Annotated in this window: 10 protein-coding genes; 1 reads left to right on the forward strand and 9 read right to left on the reverse strand. The window is 42.2% G+C overall.

Features of this window, described 5'->3' with window-relative positions; genetic code table 11:
• Positions 1-320: 320 nt before the first annotated feature.
• Both AAA970_RS08770 and AAA970_RS08775 read right to left on the reverse strand, forming a co-directional pair.
• Complete coding sequence (locus tag AAA970_RS08770; protein ID WP_338236804.1) at positions 321-1,925, reverse strand: CHRD domain-containing protein; 1,605 nt, start codon at positions 1,923-1,925, stop codon at positions 321-323.
• A 774-nt stretch (positions 1,926-2,699) separates the two neighbouring features.
• On the reverse strand, positions 2,700-3,803 hold the full coding sequence (locus tag AAA970_RS08775) for a porin (protein WP_338236805.1): 1,104 nt from the start codon (positions 3,801-3,803) through the stop codon (positions 2,700-2,702).
• Between the two features lie 655 nt (positions 3,804-4,458).
• Between AAA970_RS08775 and AAA970_RS08780 the strand changes: the two genes are divergently transcribed.
• Positions 4,459-5,658, forward strand: coding sequence for a hypothetical protein (locus AAA970_RS08780; protein ID WP_338236806.1), 1,200 nt, complete (start codon positions 4,459-4,461; stop codon positions 5,656-5,658).
• Between the two features lie 185 nt (positions 5,659-5,843).
• Here the strand turns inward: AAA970_RS08780 and AAA970_RS08785 are convergent, their stop codons facing one another.
• The 7 genes from AAA970_RS08785 to AAA970_RS08815 all read right to left on the reverse strand — a co-directional run bounded on the left by AAA970_RS08785 (position 5,844) and on the right by AAA970_RS08815 (position 20,584).
• Positions 5,844-6,827, reverse strand: a complete 984-nt coding sequence (locus tag AAA970_RS08785; protein ID WP_338236807.1) for a hypothetical protein — start codon at positions 6,825-6,827, stop codon at positions 5,844-5,846.
• Between the two features lie 39 nt (positions 6,828-6,866).
• Positions 6,867-7,751: a hypothetical protein gene (locus tag AAA970_RS08790; RefSeq protein WP_338236808.1), complete on the reverse strand. Its 885-nt coding sequence runs from the start codon at positions 7,749-7,751 to the stop codon at positions 6,867-6,869.
• Positions 7,752-8,301: 550 nt separating this feature from the next.
• Positions 8,302-8,559: a hypothetical protein gene (locus AAA970_RS08795; protein ID WP_338236809.1), complete on the reverse strand. Its 258-nt coding sequence runs from the start codon at positions 8,557-8,559 to the stop codon at positions 8,302-8,304.
• A 206-nt stretch (positions 8,560-8,765) separates the two neighbouring features.
• Positions 8,766-9,050, reverse strand: coding sequence for a hypothetical protein (locus tag AAA970_RS08800; protein ID WP_338236810.1), 285 nt, complete (start codon positions 9,048-9,050; stop codon positions 8,766-8,768).
• 497 nt (positions 9,051-9,547) lie between these two features.
• Complete coding sequence (locus AAA970_RS08805) at positions 9,548-11,236, reverse strand: RICIN domain-containing protein (protein WP_338236811.1); 1,689 nt, start codon at positions 11,234-11,236, stop codon at positions 9,548-9,550.
• A gap of 1,245 nt (positions 11,237-12,481) precedes the next feature.
• On the reverse strand, positions 12,482-19,759 hold the full coding sequence (locus tag AAA970_RS08810) for a S8 family serine peptidase (protein WP_338236812.1): 7,278 nt from the start codon (positions 19,757-19,759) through the stop codon (positions 12,482-12,484).
• A 63-nt stretch (positions 19,760-19,822) separates the two neighbouring features.
• On the reverse strand, positions 19,823-20,584 hold the full coding sequence (locus AAA970_RS08815; protein ID WP_338236813.1) for a TrmB family transcriptional regulator: 762 nt from the start codon (positions 20,582-20,584) through the stop codon (positions 19,823-19,825).
• Positions 20,585-21,184 lie beyond the last annotated feature (600 nt).

The following is a 21,184-nucleotide window of genomic DNA, read 5'->3' on the forward strand; positions in this document are numbered from 1 at the left end:
CCATCTCCAAAATTCATCAATAAAGCCGCAAACAATTTCACCCCTAAACACCCTATGTTTCTCCCCAAGAGGAAGCAAAAAAATAGGATTCAGCAGCGAGCTAAATCCTATTTTATTTAGAGGATGTTTAAAAGCGCACCATCCGGCTGCAAATTCGAATTATTGGAAGCAATTTGGGATAATTCCTCAACAATAGCGCTGCTATTCTCTTAAAATAATCCTGTATCCCTTCTGCAATACTTCAAATTTTCGCTGCGAATTTTGGCTTTTAAACACGCTCTTGCTTCAGGTATTATTTAATGATCTCGAAACCTCCAGATTTACGGAGCCGTCACATTGCTGCCGATATTACCTTGCCCTACAAGCGTTCCCAAATCGGTAGCAGATTGATGCACGTTAATATAACCGTCAAAGGCAATTAATTCCTCATAGGTGATGGCCGATTCATCATCTTGCTGACTAACCTGTGTTAGACTTGTGCCTGTTCCACCATCTACATTATTTAAAGTAATCGCAATCCCGCCACCCTCAGCAGCGGAATTAAAATGGATATGCATCGGATGAGATGCTCCATCGGTAGTGCCTTCAAGCTCCACATTGATGAGCGTTGTCCCATTCATTCGCTCACTAAAGGTAGCCATTCCACTTATCCCGGCAACATCCACTTCTGACAGCATATAAACCGTCTCCTCTCCAGTGAGGGCATTTTGACCGATATCACCCTGCGCAACTATTGTTTCAAGCGCTTCAGCAGACAAATGAACATTGATGTAGCCGTTATATTCAAGTAAATCAGCATAGGTAATTTCTTCCTCCGCATCATTTGTTCTGATCGTCGTTCTGCTGTAGCCCGTATCACCATTGACCGAAGTCAAACTAATGGCGATGTCTCCTCCTTCTGCAGCTGTATTAAAGTGAATATGCGCCGGATGTTCACCTCCCTCCGGAGTCCCTTCCAGTTGAATTTGGACCAGCGTTAAGCCATTCTCCCGCTCAGAGAAAATCGCTGTTCCGGATATGGACTCAACCGCCACACTATTTAAAGTATATTCCACTGATTCACCGGTTAAAGCATTTTGCCCAATATCACCCTGCGCGACTATTGTTTCAAGCGCTTCAGCAGACAAATGAACATTGATATAACCATCAAAATCCAGCAATTCTTCGTAGCTTATCGACTCCTCGGCATCCGAGGCCCTGATTGTAGTTTGACTGGAACCGGTATCCCCATTTACAGGATTAAAGGTAAAATAAATACCTCCTCCTTCAGCGGCCGTGTTTAAATGAATATGCGCCGGATGTTCTCCGCCAGCCGGTGTTCCCTCCAAACTAATTACCACCAAAGAATGGCCTCCCTTACGCTCATAAAAGGTAGCATCCCCGGAGATGCCCTCAACATCGACCTCACTTAAATTATAAATGACACTTTCGCCAGTCAATACATTCATCCCAATATCGCCCTGAGCGACAATGGTGGCAAGATCATCTGCAGACAAATGGACATTAATATAGCCATCAAAGTTTGCCAGCGCGTCATAGCTTATCGCATCACCAGCATCAGTGGCGGTGACAACGGTTTCACTCCTCCCGGAAGTAGCATCTACCGGGTCCAGGGAAATGGCAATATCTCCTCCCTCAGCAGCGGTATTGAAGTGGATATGAGTAGGATGATCCGTTTCTGTTGGTGCATTTTCCAGTTCGATCCTTACAGTGGTGGTCGCGTCATCAACCTTTATAAAGGTAGCGGTCCCCGTAACTGAGGGATCTGCAATCCCCATGAGTTGGTAGGTGATAGAATCCGAGGGAGCCACTGGAGGAGTTCCGGGATCCCCTCCATTGTCATCGTCACTACAACTGATCATCCAAGTGGAAAACAAGACCAACATTAGGAAATTGAGCAATCTAGAGGTTTTTAATTTATCCATAGGGATTTAAAGATTTGGTAACTACCCTATAGAAGAACTGAAACTGATAATAGTTCACTTTACATGCCGATTATTATCCCTGACCGTTAATGAATGATAATTGTGAAAAATTAAATAAGGATTGTTTAATTTTCGCTCTAATCCTAATTAGGTAAAATTAAATCCTCGTTGAGCTGGAAGGCGAGAAAAATGAAGGAAATTTTCCAATTTCCGATTTTTTCCAAGGAAGCAGATAAAAGAGGAGAAGCAAACTGAACCAAATTGAGCTATTATAACCCCGCAAAAATACAACTGGACACCTCAGGCAATGAACCGAATGAGGCGTTTTAATAAAACCACCGGTGATTAATTTGGGTCAATACCCATTTTCCCACTTAAAGGAAAGGGAAATTTGCAAGCCTGAAGAAGCCATTGTCAGTTACTTTGAAATCACGGAAAACTATTGCAAAGGATCTTCCGTTTCAAACATCCGCATTGATCAATAGGCGAAAAGTCTAATGTGATATTATCGAAGCACATCCATCTCATCCTTATTTCAATAATACTTGCTGCTTTTCCCCTGACCCTCAAAAAACCCCCTGAAGAATTCCGGCAGCCGGTTCATTGGTTCGTCAAAATTAATTACAGCCTTAATATTTTATTTCACTTTTTATCAAGGCTGAAGGAATGATTAAATATTAAATAAAGAGCAATTAAAGGCCATTCCAACTTTTTATGAAAAGGCTTTACCCCGATATTCCACCCTATTATAATAAAAGGAACACCTATCTTTCCCTACCGCAACTTTTCTCCAAACTTCACTGCCAATGAGGTCCCCACGAAAACATTCTGATTCGTTAAAGCGGAAGCTTTTTCAAAAATATTATTAGGACTCTGAAGCCATCGGCCTTCTAAACGACAAATGAGTCGAGGGTTAGGTTGATAATCAAAATTGAGGGAAAAACCACTGGTTCGAAAGCCGTCTGTGGCATCGGTGGGAATAATCACGCCTGCTTTATCCTGATAATATTCTAAACGAAATGCCGATTGCCATTTCGGATTAATACGGTATTGGCCAATAATGGTAGGAACCCACCACAATTCATAAGTCGCACCTCCCTTACTTTGCTGTTGAAAGCCAAAATCAAAGCCGCTGAGGAGCATGAACTTTTCTGACCACTGAAACTGCCCATACAAATTATTAAAATACCGCATCCGGCGTTCCTCATCAGGGAAATCTGTTCCAATAAAAGTACTCCAGTTCAACAACATGCGATCAGCGACGGCAAATTGTACTTGTGTGCCAAAGGAGGGCAGACTGTTTCCTTCCAGCCGCTGAATCCGCTGCCAGCCATTAACCACCAGCCCGGCCAGCTCCAGACGATCTGTCGGATTAAAAGTCAATTTTGCACCGGTCAAAAAATAGGGAGAGTTTTCAGCAGACAGAGAGCGGCTAAGGGTTGGGTTTTCAATTCCCAAGGCACTTTCGAAGCCCAAATGAGAAGGTAACACCCCAACATCCAGCCATAAATTATTCTTCTGATTCAGGGACATCCCTATATTGGCCTCAAAAACAGTTTTTAATAAATCCTGTTCCGCTGCATAGTTATCCTGTGCATAAGTACCCGCCTGAAAAGCCAGATTCGCCCGGTATTTTGAATGATCCAGATTCAGGCGAATCATCCCCAAATTCAGGTTAAACTCATTATGACGGTTATAATTATAGAAAAATGGTTGCCGGCTATTGCCCTCCGGCCGGTTAAAATCATACACGTAAAATACTTCGGCATAAGCCTCCAGAGATAATTGATAATCCTGCTGCCAGTCATCCTGTGCAAAGGTTAACAGAGGCCTGCAAACTGAAAAAATAATCAAACAAAGCGTAAAGGGTGCTTTCATTTCATGATATTGAAGAAAGATAAATACCGTGATGGTCCAGTCAGGACGAGCATTTACCTTTTTTTAAAAAAATATTTAACACCAAAAATTACCTATTTATACTTTAAATTACCATAAAAAATTCACTTTACTCTTGGTTAATCAACATAAAAAACTTTTTATCTGCCCATTATTTCCATAATTCCACCATTACCCACCGGAACGGCTCATGTCCTGCTTAGAAAACGAGCAGGATTAGTGTAAATGGTTCTCCAAATCTGAAAACCCGTGGTTAACAAGATAAAGAGTAGTTCTAATCCGATAGCTTTCAAAAAGATCAGAGGACTCAATGCAATCCGGTAAGCAAAGCCTTCCAGCCATAAACTCGCTTTTTTTAAAACGAAGCGGGTTCCAAGCTAAATTAGAGAATAATGATTGTTGATTTCACTAATATCTATATCGGCCAACCTGAAGAAATTATAACCATGAAACCGGATTAGAGGTAATCGCCAAAAAATATATTTACAAATCCTGATAACTGAACTAAAGCACCCCATAGACAGAAATTTACCGGGCAATTATTAGAACGAACCAAAAATGCAAGATGGTTATTTCAGTTAATCCCCGCTTTTTGTAATTTAAGCAATATTTTTTTACACAAAATTTTTAACCATTTATGGGCTTTAACATTGCCGGGGTCATTATTAATCAAAACCTGTCCAACCAAACTAAAATATTGCAGGAAGCATTTTGTTGGGAACTGGAAGAACTTGGGACAGTATCTTTTGAGGCCGCTTGCTCAAACTGGAAGGAAAGTGATCTTTGTGATATGGTTTTCCTCCCTGAAGCCAGCCTGATTTTCCTAAGTTTTGAGGAAGCCTTTCAAACCACCGGAATCCGTGATATGAAAAGCATGATCTTCGGAATTTCAGAAACTTCCATGCTCTTTGAAATGCAATTGCGGGAAGGAAAATATTTAATGCGACACCTGACGGAGGTTGAAGGGAAAATAAAGGACAACAGTGGTTTTGCCCTGGAAGTGGAAAATACCATTTCAGTAACGGAAGACCTCCTCTGGCATCAAATTGAAGAATTGGCGGGTATTCCATTTGACCAGATCAACACCCCTGCCAAACGCTACCGGATCAAGGCAAAAAGGCTGAATACTTTCGACCAGGTGGTAAAGCCCGGAGCCCTGCAGCCAGCCGGCCCGCATGAAATAAAACTTGCCGCACCGAAAGAGGAAATTACGCCCCCTCCCCTTCCGGAACATGTTCATTCGCAGGAAGCCAAATATCATGATAAGCACTCTTATGCCTCAGATGCTATTGATATCGCCCTGGATCTGAAAAAACTGAGATTCCTGTTACCTGAAATCTTCACCATCAAAAATCGTTTAAAATATCATTTCAGGGAGTATGGTTTCAAAAGCATTATTGAGCAAGTAGAGGAGCACATCCGCTATGGTGACAGTCAGCCTGCCATTGTCGCGCAAAATTACCCCTTTCTGGTGGCGGCTTATAATGTAGATATTGATGCCGTCGTCATGCTAAGGTACCATTTGGATGTAGCGGAGAAATTTCAGCTTAAGAAGGGAGACCGCCTGATTTGCGTCAATACCTTTGGTACCGCCGAAGCCATTCAGGCGGACATCATTCCGGGACCGGATAACATGGGGAACTGGCAATCGGTGCACCCGATAATAGCTGACTTTGTTTCCAGCAGTAAATCCGCCATTGAAAAAAGAAAAGCTGAAATTGGGGAGGAAGGCTACCAATACGTGCAGCAACTGGCGGAGGCCTATCTGGAAGAAAAGCCGGATCAATACCGCGATGGCCGGCCCTTTTATTCCAGATTTGTTTTAGCGCGAGATTAAAGGCCCGAATTAGGAACGAGATTTTAATTATTGTAGAAGCGATGCCTGATTATTTTGGGAGAATAGCATCGCTTTTGATAAGCAAATTATTCACCAATGGATTTAGTGAGTCACTATAAAGGCTTGCCCCTGGAAAGTGACACCCGACAGGATGCGCGTGTCACTTTTTATATCCACTATTATCCCTAAGCCTCGACTTCGAACTCCATTCCACCGATCACCTGCACCCCTCCTTCCCCGTTTTCCTGCTTTTCAAGCATTTCGCAGGTAAAGTTAAACCAATCCAGGTTTCCACTGAAGCCTTCCTCATCTTTGGCAACTCCTGCTCTTTCAAGTTCCACTCTGGTGCTTAACAAATCGGCCACCACCCCTTTCAAAAATCTTTCCCGGTATGTCTTGCTGGTATCCCGGATGGGAAATAAAAAGCGAATGCCTTTTTCTGCAGATATCACCATAATTACTAATTTATTTTCCGGAGCTAATAAAAGGAAAGATCTTGAGCCTTCCGGGTATTCCATCCGATGAAAATCATCTCCCTCCTGAAGACCGCATTGCTTTAAAATATAGCCCAGCAAATAGCTCTCATACCCCTGAGCATGCGTATGCGTATATAATTTTTCAAGTACTGAGTGGGTAACCGAACCCGAAAACCGGGGATCCTCTGCCGATTGCCACCACATACCGTAAGCCCCCTCAGGCTGAAGCTTCTCTTCTGGCCTTAAATATCCGAGTTGAAAAGGAATCAGGCAGCTCTTACTGTCAATATGGGAAGGCAAAGGGAAGGTGCTGAAATATATCATATTCGGATAAGCCGTTTCTCCTATATATTTCTTCGCATCATGATAAAATATTAAATCATCCTCTCCGTAAATAAAAAATAGAGAATAGCCCTTCCCTCCAATGTCAATCACCACCGGAATACGCAAGGCGCCCTCCTCCAACAAATGGGTGTACATTACCTCATAATTTACCTCCTGCCCAGTATTTTTTGCAATATCCGAGAATTCGGCAATGGCCATGATGCCATCCATGCGCAACGCACCCATGACGGACAAACTGATTTCCGGAAAACCATAATCTCCTGCATTGGTAATGAAAGCATTATGGCTTTTCTCCTCCTGAATAGTATTATCTTTTTTCTTCTTCTTAAAAAAACTAAATATTCCCATGATGGTATGTATGATCAAAAAAATTGATTGAATGTTTTACTAAAAATCATAAAGGCTTCTCAATTGCCTGAAACCCTTATTTGCCCAAAAAAACAAGGCGATAAGGCTCAGACCGATAAAGGCGTAATCCAGGTTGAAAAACCCATAAGCCATGGCTACCAGACAAAGAAGTATCAGAAAAAGGTGGGTGCCTATTGCTTTCTTATGACGTGATTTTTCATTCTGCTCTATTTGCAGCAGGCGAGACTCGGGCAAACGTTTGGACTGATTACTGAAATCATTCAGATTATTTAAATGGCTGGCCCGCAGATGAGCCGGATAGGTACTGCTTTCTCCTGTAAAGGGTACACAAACGTCTGTAGCCTCCAGCAAATCCAATTGATGTAACTGGCAATACTCCAGACACTTTTTCAGCGACTCCATATTCGATTCCCCTATGTGTTGGCTGAACTGCTGCCCTTTGTCCCCAATCACTTCTTCATAAAAAGCCTCCATATTTTCAAAGGGCAAGTAAACCCCTGAGGAATAATTTTCAACAATATGATTCTGGGCTTTTCCGAATACTGCTTTGTTCACCGGTTTTGTAATGCGGTCAATGGGTTGAAAATAAGAAGCCAACCGGCCTTCCTGCAGTAAATCTGAAATAAGACCGCCTCGCATATACCAATAAGGATGGAGGAAGCCCATTAATGCCGCCGAAGCCAAACCGATCCCTTTTTCATAGTAATCCTCCCCGCTTAAAAGCCCCTTTTTAAAGGATTCAAAATGATTATAAATATTATTACGGACAAATAATGCCTCCTTTTCATCCTCATGGATAAAAGTGGCCTGATACCGGAATTCTTTCGGGTTTTCAACCACGCGTTCTACAAAAAAAGTAAAATCCGTCCTTCGAAAAGGGTGAAGGGTTACATCAAATCCCATGATTAAGTTGAATTAAAAAACTAATAAATCGTTTTGCTCCGATGAATCCGGCAAAGTATCCGGCTTATTGCTCAATACAAAGGCTTTTATGACCGAAGTAGAAATCATTCCCATCCGTACCGACCTTCGGTTAATATACCTAAGGAATTCATCATCAGGCGCTTTCAGTCCTCTGCCTAAAGCCGAACACAAGTGCCAAACATGTATTCGGATAACAATCCCCGAAAACCACCAATAAATTTCCGCTAAAAGCCCGATAGAGCGGTTGTGAACGATAAAACAATAGTAAAAAAACCGGAAATATACCGAAAGAAAGCAGTACATAATGGTGTTGGGCCATAATTCCTATCAAAACAGAAGACATAATACCAGGTATAAGAACTAAACAAAAATCAAATAAATACTTAATTAGTAAAATACAAATGAATAATTGCACTAATATTAATTTCCGCTGTTGGCAAAAAATATAAGCAAACTTTCGGCTCAGGAAAGGCCTTGAATTTTGTAGATCGGGCTCACTGCCCCTTTCAGGATTAAGAAAGCAAAAAGCTCAATAATCAAATTCTCCCGCTGAATCCAGTGCAATCCCTTCTCTGATCTCCGCCTCCAGGTCATCAATTGCCCAGTAATAAGAGGTATCCACCTGGCTTTTCCAGTAAACAACTCTACCATTCAGCACCTCCTCCCAAGGATCAAAATAAGAAAATTCTAAATGCAGGTAGCGCCTGAAGGGAATATAGGTATCAAGATATAGTTTTGTATTATGATTAAGTCCCTGAAGTGAATAACCACTGATTACTTCTGCCAAAGCGCCATCCGCTGTAGCCGCAAAATAATTAAACAGTATTTTATAAAAAGGGGACGCTCCGAATGCACAATAGTTAGCGTGTCCAATAGATTAAACGTCACTGCGTCATCATAGGGAAATATTTCACCCCTATACAAAGCCTTTACATTTTTTGCCAACTCAGGATGTTCTAAATACCAGGTTTTGGGCTTACCGTCAATTACATTCTAATCAATTTCTTTAAGTAACCGCTTTATCTTCTCCGGATGATCAATAACCAATGCCTTTTGAAATTCCAGTGCATGTTGTGATAGCTCGTATTCATCCTCAGACTTTTCTTTCTGAACTTCCACATTTTCAGACACCAAATCCGAAGTCGGATTTTCATTTACATCAGGCTGCATTTCAATCGGGTTTGGCTTATCCTCCCCGGAATTTTCGGTCTGCCTTTCATCTTTAACAGAACATCCTATAAGGGAAATAAATATCAGAAAGCTTGGCAGGTATTTCATTTAAAAGGATAATAAACACATCAATAATATTCCTTAATAATACCCTTTTTTTAATTTTATATCTAGTATTCTGATTCATTCTTCATTTAAACACTAACATCAGTAACACTCGTTGGAGACGAAATTCAACATCAATTCCAATATTCAATTCACCTTAATCAATACATGCTTCCACATTACCTGTTCACAAAAGTACAACAGAAAAAAACCGGAACACTCCTGAAAGTGCTCCGGTGAAATCCTTTAAGCCGGATTATGCTGCTTAAGCCCTCTGTTAAAGCCTGTTTAAAAAACGTGCTTACCTAAGCCGGGGAAAATGAAAGAGGAGTTCCCTGTTTCGGCTTTTTTCCAACAAAGCAGGTGAAGGAAGCGAGAGAACGCAAGCTCACGCCTGTTCTGACAATAAAAAATATCAGAAGCAACATCCTCCATGCACGCAAAATGATTTCCCCGAGCAGCTTAATTGCCCCAGGCAGTGCATAATCCGGCTTGATTTTTTACTCGACTAATATCCGCTCAGTAAAGCTTTTCCCTTCTACCTGAACATGCACTAAATATAGCTGCCCGGACCGAAGCATTCCATTGATTGGCAAATTAAGCTCTCCGGAATAATGCATTTCCTGATACAGCGTCCGTCCTGAGGTATCGGTAATCGTGACTTGTGCAGGTACCGGACTAGACGGTAAACGCATATGAAGCAAGCCATTTGTCACGGGGTTCGGGAATACCTTTACTTCCTGCAAACCATACTCTGTAGATAGCGGAGCAGTCATTCTCAGAGGAGTACCGGTTTGAACGCTCACCAATTGCCACTGGGTCCAGTCACCGGAATAGCTGGTGGGGCGTTGCAATAGCGGCGCATAATCTACCTCTGATTCCGGACGAAACCACATGCCCGTCTCCTTATTTTCCAGATAATAATAGCCTCCACTGGCCGCAACAGTTTTCCAACGAGTGAAATCCCCGTTATAACTATCCGGACGCTGAATAAGCACCGAGCCGTCCGTTTCATTCGTCGGGCGGAAATAGAAACCGGTATCCACATTTCTCAAATGAAAATAGCCGTCCCCGGTATCGACTTTCTCCCACTGCGTCGGGCTACCATTCCAACTGGCTGGCACCAGTTGCAAAGGAGCTCCGTCGGTATTATTCCCGCAACGGATCTTTTTTCCGGTTTCCTTATTGATAATAAAGAACACTTCCTGTGCCTCCCCTTCCAGTTCCCAGACGCGGACCCAGTCAAACTTAGAACTTCGATCCGCCTTGGTCTTATTGAAACCCATCGCCTCAGGCTCAATTTCCTTAATCCAGTCGTAAAAATTACTGGACATGATGAGTTTCAGAGGAGCGGTAAAAGGAACCGCAGGCGTAACGGATTTGATGAAATCCCCGTCAAGGAAAAAGTCCACTCGATTGCCATCCGGGTACCAATAAGCCCCGTAAATGTGGAAAGCACTGGCATTGGTTCCACTCTCCAGATTCACCTTACCTCCTACGGTTTGCTGTTCTCCTGAATAACATTCCCAGGTAGTATGACGGTGGGTATTATAATGAAAAATCCGGTCCCATTTCGCATTCACTGCCCAGTCATCATTGGTCCATTCATCTCCCAGCTCTCCGGTCATCACGCCTACACATTCCTGTATATCCAGTTCTGATTTCTCCCCATTGTTAGGTAATTCGATACAAGGTTTAGATTCCGACATTAACCAAAAAGCAGCGGACATGGCCGTTTGGCTGGCCTGCATTCTAGCTTCCATATAATAGCCCGGCTTTGCCAGTGTTTTGCCGTATACATAGGCCCCGCCATATTTCCGGGCAGGCGGATTGGACTGATCATCAGAAGGGGCATATTGCGGGCTTGCAAACATTTTCGCTTCAATGCGCATTTGGCCGTTGGTCACCGTGGCATTTTCTTCCTGAAAGAGGGAGCGGGCTGAACCATACCATCCCCTATCCTGCCCGTTCCACAGGAACTCAGGATTAGCCGTCCACTTATTGGGGTCCAAAGTTCCTCCCTCAAATTCATCACTTAAAGCCTCCACCTTTACCCAGCTTTGGCCGGGAGACTTGGGATCATGTCCGGAAGTAAATACAGGCTCCGACTGCGCCCGGACTTCCGGACTGAAATGGAGGAAAAAGGCCACTAACAGGCTTGCACAGATTGGTAAAAAAATCTGTTTCATAAAATTTTACTTATTATGGGTTATACAAACAGCTGAAAAAATATTGATTCCATCTTCAGCTCATTAATGCTGTCAAACATCCCTCTCCTGTTAGGAAAGGACATTGAAAACGCTTCATAACGATCTAATGGTATGTGAAATTTACCAGTAAGTTTTGGGGAGAACAGAATAAACCAAGGCCTTAAGGAGGGGTAAATGTATAAGCACTCAGGTTGTGATAGTGTCAAAAAATAAGACAGCTGACCCGTCTTGCGCTAACGGCATAATCAACAAAAATATCTTCGGTGCTCATTTTACCCTTATGGAGGATTTTATCACATTCCGCACTCACATCGGACCGGAAAAACTGCTGCTGCCGGAATTCAGCCATGTTCAGATTTAGAATATGCCTTTCTCCTCATTTCTGCCATCCGTAACCGACACTGAGATTGTAAATGACTCCGAAATCTGTACCCCTTTCCTCAAAAGGTTATAATGATGATGTGTCAGGTCGTTTTTAACCGCTATTAATCAGGAATTAAAATGGTTCACAAAACCCCTTGGACTAAGTAGTTTTGTTCAAAGCAGAAAATCGACTACCGGTTATACTGTGGAAGTTTCACCTTCCCCGCATGCAGGGAGAATGATGACAAAGGGGACCTGATTCCGGCTCCTCCGAATAATAAGGGGTATGACTGGTTCGCTAAAAAATTTTTGAGTTAGCCGCTTTTTCCCTTTCCAGAATTTCAAATAAACGTCAATTTAACCGCTTTAGGTGGTACACTTACCTATACCACCAGGGATGGATTGGAATTTGAAAAACACCCTAGCCACTATGTTATTAAGCTGATTCCTTGGAAAAAACTCGAAAGAGAGAATTATCCCGGATTATTCATGCTTCAATCCTCTTTTAGCTGCAAGGCGGGAAAAATGAAGGAATAGTTTCCTATTTCGAGTTTTTTCCAACGAAGCAGATGAATGAGGAGAAAGCAAGCTCACCCAAATTTGGGCTATACAAAAATCAGTAGAAACAAACACAACGCGCTGACAATGTTTCAGTTAGAGTAATTCACTGAATCTAGCGGTGAATAATTCGGGTTATTCCTTCCTATTTCTCTCCGTGCACCTAAGGGAGAATGAAAGCATGCATAATTCGGATGATGTAAATGAATAACAAAAAAGCCGATCCTCAAGACCGGCTTCACTAACAGCAATTACGAAGGTAACTGTATCTAAACTATCATTAAATTATACTCCTCCACTGAATTATTGCTTCAGGATTTTAAAATGATTCACTTTTTGCCCCTGAATAATGGTTAAAATATAACTACCCGACGATAAGGGGGCTAAAGACAAGGCACTACGATCACGGTTGGTCCCTTTCATCTGCGAACGGCCTGCCATATCCCGAATTTCCCATTCAAAGGCACCTGATACTTCCACATTCAGTTGATCTACCACCGGATTTGGGTAGATCCGGGCAAAGCTTATCTGAGGCTTCACCTGAAGGACGTGTTCGTCAATTTCCAACTGATAGGTTTTATAAGTCTGCCCATCCTCCGCCAAAACGTGAAGACTTTCCACTTCTGAAAAATTGATAATCGTTTCACCGGATAAAACTTCTGCATCATCCAGCATTAAACTGGCAGCCTCTGAAACTTCAAAGGAAGGAATTAATTGTAAAGGTGCTCCCAAAAGGGACTTAAGATCCATTTTGATTTTACCTTCTTCCACTTCTGCTTCCACATCTTCTTGCAAGGACTCATTATACTGTGCCTGCAAAGCAAATCGCAATAAATCAGCTGCTTCACTCAGAAAGAACTTCACCTTTAAGGTAAAAGAATTTTCCTGCTGCCCATCTTCAGAAATGATATTAAAGCCATCAAAATGATTAAAATCAAAAGGATGTTCATCAGATGGATATGACAACCCTTTATAGAATAATTCAGCACCTTCAGACATGGTAAAGTAAGGATATAAGGATTCAAACTGACCAAGAGAGGAAAGGTCCAACTGCACTTCATTTCCCTCAATCTGAGCCTGAATCGGGCTTTCCAGATCCGATTGTCCTTCGGCAGCAATACCAAAAGTGAATAGATCAGCGGCTGAATTTTGAGCATAATTCACAAAGACCATGTAGTCTAAATACACTTCTTTGAGATCATCATATACCGTATAAATTACAGGAGCACTAAAATCTACAATATTCTTCGCCGATTGCTGAAGCTTCCCATTTACCAAAACCTGTTTATACTCACTTATATCAAAAGCAGGCACTAAACTCTTCGGACTTATACCGTCCGGTAATTCCAAATAAATACTCTGTCCAGAAATTTGGCCAATAACATCCTGAGCCAATGCCGGATTATCCATTGTTAAAAAGTCAAAACGCTTAAATTCATTAGAGAAATCTCCCTTAAAAATATGCATGGCCCAATTATCAGAAGCAGGTAAATTTCCATCTCCTCGATTAAAGGGTACCGACGCTAACCGAGCACTTTCCCCTGCTGGCCCCAGGGTAGAAGAAGGCTCCAGTGTTGAAATCCATTCTGATGACCTATGCCCAATATTCCCATAAAAATCTAGAAAGATAAAATTATCCCTTAGTCTGTTCAGATTAACCGTTTGACCTGACTGAACAAGACCAGAGCTCCGATCGATGAACTTCCCATCGTTCCCTAATTTAAAATCAAGGCGAACACTTTCTTCAGAAACCTCTTCCGGCAAATAAATCAAAATATTTCCCTTTTCATGGTCAATGGTGGTATGATAAGCCCCCTTAACCTGGAAGGACCTTGGGTGCTGGGTAGCCCGTATGTAAGATTCGCTGGCAACATGCGTCATTCCGACCAACTGTTTTCCATCCAGCTCAGAAAAATCTTTTAATACCTCAAGCTTTGGTTTTGGACCCTGTTCATTTAATCGGAATACACGATTAACAACATCTTCCCCACCCGCTGTCTGTACCACTTCATTTCCATAGATGTACAAATGACCATCTTTACGATCAAAATATACCCCCTGGCTAGAAAGCAAATTTCTTTCTAAAACACAATACGTTTTTGCTTCATTTAGAAATCCTCCATTTCCATCCGGGCTATAAGTTACTATTTCATTGTTGATCGCATCGAGCAAATAAAGTGTACCGTCCATATCAACATCCATTCCAGCATAGCGAGTCCCCGCCTTCATTTGAAGGTTGGCAATCAATAATTCAGGTGTCCCATCACTAGTGTTAATCCTGTACATGGTGTACTTACCTGCTGATGATCCTATCGCGTATAGCTTATCACTCTTTGGACTATAGGCAATTTCAAAGAGGTTTAAATCTTTAAATGCCAGGGAATCTTCGGCCAATCGTATTATAGCACCATTATAGGGGTCAATTTCAAAAATCATAGGAGCTGCCAAATAGGTCCGTTCGGACAAACCATATAGCTTTGGTTGTACATTCGGCCTGAAATTACTTGCCCAAGTGGTTGAAATAATTTTAGATTTGGCATCAAACAGCTTCAGGCGATCTCTTTTTAGGGGCTCTTTTCTATCCCATCTAAACAGAATTCCTCCATTAGAGGCTAAAAGATAGTTTTTTTGACTTTTGGAAAGAACTTTCAAAGGGGCCGAAGCCGAATTATTGTTTAAATAGCCATCTTCCTTATTCGAAACTGTGGCCAACAGGGTCATGCTCTTCCCTCCACTCCACTTAAAATTTTCCGAAGGAATTTGAAAAGCCGTTTCATAGAACATCTCCATGGTGATATCCTTAAGGGTATCATCAAAATAATAAAAGGAATAATCATCATTATGATTTCTACCCAATTCATCGAAAAGTTGCAGTACGATATCTGCCTTTTCTTCCGGCTGAATGGTCTGCATCACTCCAATTTTCACCTCCAGATCTTCGTCTTGAAAAATGCTGTGTTTCGCACTTAAATAATCCAGACGAATGTCATGGTTGTAAGGGGTTCCTTGTAATTCTATGCGATAATCATTAGCCATCTCCCCGGAAAAAAACTCACTCATTGCGGTGATTCGCATCATTTTCTGCCCGGCAGCACCTCCGATTCTTTCCGGTTCTAGGTAACCGTAGTAACGATGGTCATAATCATGATCCTGATACATGCGCATTTTTTCTTCCATAGAGAAGTAACCATCTTCATTCCAGTCCACAAAAACTACCGGCTTCATGGCCCCTGCCAAATATCCATCCAAAATCACCTCAAGTTCTTTTTTCTGACCATATTCCAGATGGAACATCCGGTCGGAAAAATCCTGATAACCATACTGATCATTGGTAAACTCCTGGTCAGGCTGGCCGCCATTTTCATTAAAATAGAAATCTCCGATGCTGGCTTTGGCAATATACACTTCCCCCAAAGTTTCTGGTGCCGGATCATTTTCCATTTTCAAAACAAAAGTTTTACGGTTATTCTCCATTACTTCATCCTCCACCATCAGTTCCACCGTAATTTCATAATCCTCTCCAGGGCTCAGGGCTGGAAGCAAATCATCCATAAAGGTAAAGCTCGTGGTTCTATTATAATCCAAACCTGCTGATCTTGCGAAATGCGCTTCGCCTTTTTGTACCCCATCAACAAAATATCGGGCATCAAATTCATATAAATTTTCACTACCACTTACTCCCAAAGTAAATGATACCCGGTATTTGTTTTCTAGAGTAGACTGATAATCATAAAACCACTCTCCGGCCCGCACAGATTCTACCGAGAAGTCCTTTGTATACATTGGAGGGACCTCGGTCGCTTTGATCACAAATCCCTGAGCAGTTTCCTGTCGCTCCTCCGATAGTTCAGCGGAGATAAAAATGATGGTCATTTGACCACTGGGAGTGGTAGAAACCACCTGCTGCCCCAGTTCAAAGTCCTGCCCTCCAACATAATCCAATACAATATGCTCCTCATATATGCCGTAGCGAGCACCATCGAGAATAATCAGTCTGTCTCCCTCTGCCAAGTCCAGTTCCTGAACCTCCAGCATGATACGTTTCCCTTGATTTTTTGGAGCCACTGGGTAGCCTGCCGCATGGCCGGCATCATAATTATAAATCCTCCCTCCTAAATCAGTAATATATAACTCCTGATTAACTTTCGGACTCAAAAGACTTCCAAGAAAATCTTTCACCCCCAATCTGAAATAGTCTCCATAGCGATCCACGGGGCCATAAGTTTCACTTACTGTCCCCAAATTGGAAGTGACGGAATATCTAATCTGATATGATTCGTCTACCGTTTCCATGTTTACGGGCCTACGGAATTTATGATGATAACCAAAGCCCGGCATAATCACCTGATGCACCATTTCATTGTAAGAACTCACCACATTCTCCTGCCGATCCAATAACTCCCATTTAAAATCTAGACTCATGGCAGCCATATCTCCCCAGTTGGTAATTTGCATCTCTACCTCCTGACTACTTTCTCCCGGGCCGGAAACCAATCGGGTAAAATCGTCAATTTTAAGGTTATTACCACCTACAAAATCCTCCAGGAGTATATTATCAATTTTCACCTCTGCCCCGTAATAATCCCCGCCACCAGTGGCACGCATAGAACGGCAAATAGCCTCAAAACCAATTTCAACCTCCTGCCCTTTATAAGCCATTAAACTAAAAACTGGTTGTTCGATCTTAAGTACCGATCTAAAATTAGGATTCATCTCGGGCCAGGCATCATAATCAGCAAAAGACTGTCGATGGAAATAACTTTGGCCCAAAGTATTACTCAATGGGTTACCGTTTACCGTCAAACGGAAATAAGTGGCATCGGCATAGGCAGATAACAATACCAAATCAAACTTCACCACCGGATTATTGATTTTCTCGGGTACTTTAACCTTCAGTACCGCTTTACTTAGGAAGGCCTGGTTGTTTTCAAAGGCTTTTTTTGCATTAAGCACCTGATTCTCCAAATCACCGATTTCCGTTGCCCCCACCCAGGCCTCATTTCCAATGGAAGTATTTCCAGTAAGTAGGAGGATCTTGCTATTGAAAACCTCAGGGTCTTGAACACCATACAATGCCTGAGCAAAAGGCCCATTTTTTGCATTGCCCAAACCCTGGAAATAAGGGCGATGCTCCTCGGATTCAAAGTCGATTGTAATTGGCCAACTAAGCGTGGTCATAGGGGCCGCATCTTCCACCTGAATGGCCAAAGAGCGAAGGCCTTTAATACCGGTAGATTCTTGTATGGCACGCACTGCAAACCAATCCCCGGAAGTAACTTCTTCCAGGCTCAGGCTGAACTTGTCAAAAGCCACCTTCTTATATAACTGAAAGCTATCGGTTTCATATTTTAATACTTCATAATGACTGGCTCCGCGGATCATTTCCCAGGAAAGCACTGGTTTGCCTTCCTCCCGAATTACCTGTAGTTCCTGCACTCTGCCCATAATGGTTCCGGAAACCTCCCGAACCTCTCCTGCCTGCACCAACCGTAAATGCATCTGATCACTCACCACATCAGGAAGCACAGCAATGGCCTGCATTTGTCCTGCAGCAGCCTCTGCTAATAACTCATAATCTTCCCCGTTAGCAGAAAAATACAACTTTGTTGGAGCATCATGATTAGTAGAATTCCAACGGAACAAGGTATTTGCTCCGGAAGTAAGGTTTTCCCCTTCAAAAGGATACACCCAATTCAAACCACTTTCCACATAATCCATATTAACATAGAATTCCTGAGGACCTTCCGGAACGCTATATCCTTTCACCTTAATGGTGTATTGCCCCGGAGCGGGTTGTTGGAGTACTACTTGCTCGATATTATTTATTCTGTCTACACCGGCTTTGGCCTCAAAATCCGGATTCAGCGGATCCAGCACCAATGGTAGTTGGACTCCTGAAGGCCCATGGATCTCCAAATCCAGGTCATTCACCAAAGGGTTGCCCAATGTAGGAATGGAGGCAGGGTCAAGCCAGCTCAGCATAATTTTAGCCTCTAAGAGTCCTGAAGGAATCGTAAATCGATAACTCCACTCTTCCCCCTGCTCTACGGCTCCTTGCTCAAAACGACCAAACTCAATACTCTTCAGCGCTTTTTCTACATTAATTTCTCCAAAACCGGAATAATAATCTGGCCCCGGCTGGGCAATATCATGGGCCGTATTACAAATCAACCCCTTGATGAGAGCAGCAGCCGGCTGCTCCCCATATTGCTGCTTATAGTACTCCATTAAAATGGCGGCACCTCCGGATACCAGCGGACAAGCCATGGAGGTCCCTGTGGCAGAGGCATACTTATCATACAAATGCAGTGACCACACATTAGTCCCCAATGCGGCTACATGTGGCACCAGCATACCATGATGCCCCGGCCCATAGGAGCTCGACCAATTCAGGGCACGGGTATAGTCCAAATTAGCAACAGACAGCATATTTTTGGAAGAGTTGGAAACTGTGGAATAAGTTTCACTACCCTCTCTATCCTTCTGTCGATTACTATTCCCACAGGCGAAAACATGTAATAAATCGGTATAATCATTCGCCACCTGATCAAGTCCGTACTCGGTTGGGCCATATGGAAATTTGACACCCAGCGGGTTGTTATAACCATAAGAATTTTGGGTAATCTTTATATCCTTTTCTTTGGCCGACAATGCCATCTCCTCGAATTCTCGCAAGCCATTACGACCTACATTAAAATTCCAGCTTTCCACTTTTGCCCCAGGCGCCATCCCTTCAAATGCCGGATTAATCACCCCTGCACCAGCCATAATACCGGTAACATGCATTCCATGAAAATTGGTATGATCTTCCAACTCATTCGCATTTACGCGGGAGCCCAGATCAGTATGATCCGTCACATTGGTATCCCATACTCCAATATTTATCCCGGTTCCTCTGAGCCCTCCGTAATTCCTTCTGCCATTCATAACTCCGGACATTTTCTGTCCGGTGATATCCAAAGACTTTCTTTCAGGAGTAAGGGGCATCAGGGTCGTAAGCCAATCAATTGAGGCGATTTGATCCAATTGATTTTCATAAAAACTAATCTCATATAAATCAAAGCCCTTCAGTCGCTTGACCTTTTGAACGCCTATCTCTTTAAAGGTGGACAAAACCTGCGCTTCCGGAACGTCTTTTATCACATGCACCATTCCCTTTTTAACAAGGTCAAAGGTGTTGGTTTTGAGAGAGTCGTTCAGAAACTGAGGCGCCACTTTTCGAAGCTGATTACTTTCAAAAGCCGTTCTAATATTTTTGTTAGTGTAAGAAGAGCGGAATTGGGCACTGCTCAATTGAACGTAATAGGCATTTCCACCAATATAGTTCTTCAGGGACATGCCATTTGCGGCTAATTCAGCCTTTTCCGCCTGAGTGGGTGGCGTAAAAAATTGCATGACAATATACTGCGGTTCCCCTGCTGCCTGTCTGGTATTGGCCTTTTGTTGGAGAAAATCCATGCCGGTAGCCTCCGGCACGAAATGCTGACCCGGTCGGTCAATAGAAAACTGGGCCTGTCCCATGGCATTGCACGTTATCAAAAGACAATACAATGCCAGGGCAAATCTGAAAAGATGAGCCATAAGTAGTAAGTAAATGGTTAAAATTAGGATATTATAATTCTGACTATTTCAGAATATTAGGTATTAAATTTCACTAGACTGTTCCCAATACCGTTCAAAGGTCTCCTGAAGAACCTGACTGAAAACCGGATGGTTGACCAAAATGGCCAGAGTACCAGAACTCCCCGGACTATCCAAAGCAATAAAAGCCTTTTCACGGTCAATAATGACCATTTTCATAGGCAGTTCATCATGCAACCGAACCTCTTCTCCTTTAGCCTGAAAGTGACTGGCTATCTGTTGCACTTTTTCTTGTTGCTCATCTCCCACTTCATAAATGGCCCGATAATGGAGCCCATTTTTTATGCTCTCCTCGATAGCACTGGGCTGATGAGCAACCTGATCCAAATCCATTAAATAGGGGCCTTTAATAAAACCAACCCCACCTTCCCTGGCATCCAAAAAAAGCTGATTGAAGGTAGAAACGATAGCCGTTTTGGAGGTCACCACCTTCACTACCCGTTCAGATTGCTGTACTCCTTTGGCCTGAAATAGCTCGCTGCCTAAACTTTTTAATTGCTCTAACAGCAGGCCTTTCTGCCGATACTCCTCTTGCAAAAACTGGAAACTCTCTGCCGGATCTTTTGCCTGATAAAGGCGCTTTTCTCCCTCCACCTCAAACACTAAGCCTTTTTCTTTCAGTCTAGCGAGTAAATTATAAATTTTGGAATTGGCAACCCCTGCCTCTTTGGCTAAAGCGGTCGCTGAGGCTTGTTCAAACTGCAATAACTTTTCATAAACGGTTATTTCATTGGCTGTAAAACCAAAATTTATTAATTCTTTCATTATATTCTTCTCCCCCACAAAGGAGATAATTTTTTTATAAAGACAAAAACATAAAACGCAACATGGCATTCTAGCCTTGATACAAAAGACAAAATATTATTCCATTTTATTGTTAAAATTAGATTAACGCACTATATCAGAAGCCTTCTAGGAGCCATAAGCAAATTGTTATCGATTATTTTTTTAAGATTTTTTTAATTTTACGTAATCTAATATTTGATTGATATTAAATCAAAAAAAAATAAAATTCTATCTCAATACTCAAAAAACCATGACATAATACTTAATTAGCCATAAAACCACACCAAGTGGTCAATATTTAACAATTCCAGAATGAGATCCAGATAAAGAGAAATTTTTAACCCATACAAACGATTTCCCATCCTAAAACACATTATTAACTTTACCAAAAAGACCCGCAGAAAAACAAAATAAAAAAATTATCGCCCTCAGTCCCTTTCTACTCCTCTGATAATAGAGGAAATATCATGCGCAAAAATTAAAATAAGTTTACGCAATATTAATTATCCTATTCACGCAGAATAAATAATTTCATTATTTATTTGAACTTTAAAAATATGCGCAAAATAAAAATTTGCA

The organism is Persicobacter diffluens, from assembly GCF_036244895.1.
Classification (GTDB): domain Bacteria; phylum Bacteroidota; class Bacteroidia; order Cytophagales; family Cyclobacteriaceae; genus Persicobacter; species Persicobacter diffluens.